This window comes from Streptomyces hygroscopicus subsp. hygroscopicus, from assembly GCF_001553455.1.
Lineage (GTDB): Bacteria > Actinomycetota > Actinomycetes > Streptomycetales > Streptomycetaceae > Streptomyces > Streptomyces hygroscopicus.
The window spans coordinates 1-1,904 of record NZ_BBOX01000079.1 but is presented as its reverse complement, the minus strand read 5'-3'; the positions used below and the strand labels follow the sequence as shown (position 1 = coordinate 1,904).

Sequence of the window (1,904 nt, the reverse complement as noted above, 5' to 3'; positions counted from 1 at the left end):
CGAGCGCGCCCGCCGCGGCCTGGGCGCGCAGCGCCACGGCGTCCACGCGCATCGGGGCCGGTGCCGCCTCGTCCGTGGTGAGCGCGGCGTCCAGGAGCGCCAGGCCCTCCGCCGGGGACAGCGGCGGCAGTCCGGCGCGCCGCATCCGGGCGATGTCGGCCTCGTCCAGGCCACCGGCCATACCGGCGCCCGCCCAGGGGCCCCAGGCCAGCGAGATCGCGGGCAGCCCCTCGGCCCGGCGGTGTGCGGCCAGGGCGTCCAGGAAGGCGTTGGCCGCCGCGTAGTTGCCCTGGCCCGGGGTGCCGAACACGCCCGAGGCGGACGAGAACAGCACGAACGCCGTCAGGTCCAGGTCGCGGGTCAGCTCGTGCAGGTTCCAGGCCGCGTCCACCTTCGGCCGCAGCACCCGCTCCAGCCGCTCCGGGGTGAGCGAACCGATCACCCCGTCGTCCAGCACACCGGCCGTGTGCACCACAGCCGTCAGCGGACGCTCGGCCGGAATACCCGCCAGCACCTCCGCCAGCGCGTCCCGGTCCGCCACATCACACGCCGCCCAACGCACCTGAGCACCCAACTCAGCGAGTTCGGCGCCGAGTTCGGCCGCACCCGGCGCCCGCTCGCCACGCCGGCTCACCAGCAGCAGCTGCCGCACCCCGCGCTCCGCCACCAGATGCCGCGCCACCAGACCACCCAGCGAACCGGACGCACCCGTCACCAGCACCGTGCCCGCGGCGCCGAAGGCGCCCCCGGCGGCCGTCTCCTCCGCCACCGGCACCCGCGCCAGCCGCGGGACGGACACCGCGCCCGCGCGGACGGCGAGCTGCTCCTCGTCCGTCGCCAGCGCGGCCGGAAGCGCCGTGAGCGACGCGTCCTGCCCGTCGATGTCCAGGAGGACGAACCGGTCCGGGTTCTCGGCCTGCGCCGTACGCACCAGACCCCACACCGCGGACTGCGCCGGATCGCGCACCGGCTCGCCCTCGCCCAGGGTCAGGAACACCAGCCGCGAGGCGGCGAACCGCTCCTCGGCCAGCCACGCCTGCGCCAGGCCCAGCGCCCCGGCCGTGGCCTGCCGCACCGCGCCCGGCACCCCGTCGCCGCCCTTCGTGGCCGGCGTCACGAACACGTACTCCGGTACGGCCGCCCCGGACGCCACGGCCTCGCTCAGCGCCGTGAGATCCGCGTACGCCACGACCTCGGCCCCGGTGCCCGCGAGCCCGACGGCGTCCGCACCGAGCACCGCCCACCGGCCACCGGTGGGCGCCCCGGCGCCCGCTCCGGCCGGGAGTCCGGTCCACTCCACGCGGAACAGCGACTCGTGGTACGCCGCCCGCGCGGACCGCATCTGCTCCGCCGAGACGGCGCGCAGGACCAGCGAGTCCACGGCGGCGACCGGCGCACCGGCCGGGTCCGCGACCTCCAGCCGGACACCGTCCGCGCCCCGCGGCACCAGACGCACCCGCAGCGCCGAGGCGCCGCTCGCGTACAGGGACACCCCGCTCCAGGCGAACGGCAGCCGTCCCTGGCCGTCACCGTCGCCCAGGCCGTCCAGGCCGAGCGCGTGCAGCGCGGCGTCGAGCAGCGCCGGGTGCAGTCCGTACGCCTGCGCGTCGGCGGCGGCCGACTCGTCCAGCCGTACCTCGGCGAAGAGTTCGTCCCCGCGCCGCCAGGCGGCCGTCAGCCCCTGGAACACCGGGCCGTACCGCAGCCCGCCGTCCGCCAGGGCCGCGTACAGCTCCTCGGTGCGGGCCGCCTCGGCGCCCTGCGGGGGCCACGCGGTCAGCGCGAACGACGGCCGGGGCGCACCCGAGGCGAGCACACCGTCGGCGTGCCGCGTCCACGGCTCCTCGGCCGGGGCCTCCTCCGCGCGGGAGGAGACGGTGAACGAGCGGTGCCCGGTGTCGTCC

At 77.7% G+C, this 1,904-nt stretch carries 1 protein-coding gene; it reads right to left on the bottom strand.

Annotated elements, in window-relative coordinates; translation table 11 throughout:
* Positions 1-1,904, bottom strand: a 1,904-nt coding sequence (locus AXW62_RS08775; RefSeq protein WP_159060840.1) for an SDR family oxidoreductase, incomplete at both ends; no start/stop codon positions are given.